The organism is Microcystis sp. M49636_WE2, from assembly GCF_030065375.1.
GTDB lineage: Bacteria > Cyanobacteriota > Cyanobacteriia > Cyanobacteriales > Microcystaceae > Microcystis > Microcystis aeruginosa_C.
Genome location: NZ_JASJFG010000928.1, coordinates 1 through 2,298, shown reverse-complemented (window position 1 = coordinate 2,298; position 2,298 = coordinate 1). Strand labels below are relative to the sequence as shown.

Annotated in this window: 2 protein-coding genes; one reads left to right on the top strand and one right to left on the bottom strand. The window is 46.3% G+C overall.

The genetic code is table 11. The features are described from left to right. A partial coding sequence (priA, locus tag PX484_RS21240) for a primosomal protein N' (RefSeq protein ID WP_288105403.1) occupies positions 1-2,128 on the top strand: 2,128 nt, incomplete at its 5' end. A 29-nt stretch (positions 2,129-2,157) separates the two neighbouring features. On the opposite strand, the gene PX484_RS21235 is transcribed toward priA, so the two are convergent. Then, positions 2,158-2,298 (bottom strand): DUF4351 domain-containing protein (locus PX484_RS21235; RefSeq protein ID WP_287688732.1); only part of this gene is annotated, 141 nt, incomplete at its 5' end.

Below are 2,298 nucleotides of genomic sequence, written 5' to 3'. Positions count from 1 at the left end.
TTTAATCACCGTTGTTCGCGTCGCTTTACCTACGGGTTTACTGCGAAGTTCCCAACGTCGCATCAGATTAAAACCAGAAGCGATTCCCCCCGGTGCGGAAGTTTTTTGTACTCCCCTCTCCCGTCAGATTTTATCCCTGCTCAAAAATCAAAAAGAAGGCGATTATTCGGCGAAATACCTGCAAGAAAAGGTAAAAAATGCCAATTACGGTATCCGAGACTTAGTTAAGCGCGGTTGGGTAGAAAGCTATCTAGAAGCGCCCAAAAATCCTAATATTAAGCTAAAAAAAGCCATTACCCTGCTAATAACCGACTTTCCCGCTGATTTAACCGAAAATCAGCGCAAAATTGTCGAAATCTTGCGCCACCAGGGAGGAGAAATGTGGCTGCCAGAATTGGCACAACTCGCGGGGACAAAACATTTTAAACCGCTGATTGACAAGGGTTATGTGGTGATTGAGGATCGGGAATTTCTGCGCTTATCCTCGGCGATTATGAGCAGGGATCAACCAAAAACACTCACTTCTAGTCAAAAACAAGCCCTAGAAGCCATTCAAACCCTGAAAGGTGGTGAAAGCGTCCTCTTACACGGAGTTACAGGATCGGGTAAAACAGAAGTTTATCTACAGGCGATCGCACCTGTCCTGGCAGCGGGTAAATCTGCCTTGGTTTTAGTCCCCGAAATTGGATTAACACCGCAACTAACCGATCGCTTTGTGGCCCGTTTTGGCGATCGAGTCTATGTTTATCATAGCGCCCTCTCGGAAGGAGAAAGATACGATACCTGGCGACAGATGTTGACAGGAACCCCGCAAGTCATTATCGGGACGCGATCGGCGATTTTTGCCCCTTTACCCCATCTAGGCATGATTATCCTCGATGAAGAACACGATAGCAGCTTTAAACAAACCCAATTACTCCCCACCTATCACGCGCGTACCGTGGCTAAATGGCGCGCTCAATTAAACCATTGTCCCGTAATTTTAGGCTCGGCGACACCATCCCTAGAAACATGGCTAGAATCCCAAGTTAATCCCAGTCTTTACCTATCTTTGCCCGATCGCATCCAAAATCGCCCCTTACCGCGGGTGGAAATCGTCGATATGCGAAGGGAATTGCAACGAGGCAATCGTTCCCTGTTTAGTCAATCCCTGCGTTCATCTCTGGAAACCCTGCGCGACAAGGGAGAACAGGCAATTTTATTCGTCAGTCGCCGCGGACATAGTACCTTTGTATCTTGCCGAAGTTGCGGTTATGTGCTAGAGTGTCCCCACTGTGATGTCTCCCTCTCCTATCACCACACCGAACCGGGAGCGCAAGAATTACTACGCTGTCACTACTGTAACTATGGTCGCATTCATCCAAAACAATGTCCTGAATGCGGTTCTCCCTATCTGAAATTTTTCGGCACTGGCACTCAGCGAGTCACCCAAGAATTAACCAAAGAATTTCCCGATTTGCGCTGCTTGCGTTTTGATAGTGATACCACCCGCAACAAAAATGCTCCCCGGGAACTATTAAAACTATTTACTGATGGTGAATTCGATGTCCTAGTTGGAACCCAAATGCTCACCAAAGGATTAGATATCGAGCGAGTTACTTTAGTGGGAATTATGGCTGCCGATGGTTTACTTTATCACTCTGATTATCGCGCCTCCGAACGCGCTTTTCAAACCCTAACTCAAGTAGCAGGGAGAGCAGGAAGGGGAGAAAGAGAAGGAAAGGTAATTATCCAAACCTATACCCCTGAACATCCTGTGATTAGAGCAGTACAAACCCACGATTATGAGGGTTTTGTCGAGACGGAATTAATGCAGAGAGAGAGCTTAAATTATCCTCCCTACGGCAGTTTAGTCTTAATTCGCTTTAGTGGTTTAGATGGGGAAGCAGTGCAGAAAAGTGCCGAAAATGTTGCGGAGGAATGTGTTAATAATTTGGGTTCCGATTGGGATATTTTGGGACCTGCACCCGCAACAATTATGCGCGTGGCTAACCGTTATCGCTGGCAAATTCTGTTAAAATTATCGGGAGAAAAGGCTGATATCGGTGATCTTTTTCGTCCTTTGAAAAGCTTAGTTTTACCCAAGGTAAGTATGGCGATCGATGTGGACCCCTTGACGATAGAATAATCAAGGATGGATAATGCGCTCGCTATTGTTCACGGATGCAACCAGTTATCTAAATCTGTCAAAGTGTCAAAGTCTAATAAAGCGAGTCCTAAGTCTTCTAACCGCTCCACAGGAAGGTTACGGATGGTTTCTTCTAGATTCTGGGGTATTTCACCGAAACGTCGCTGAAG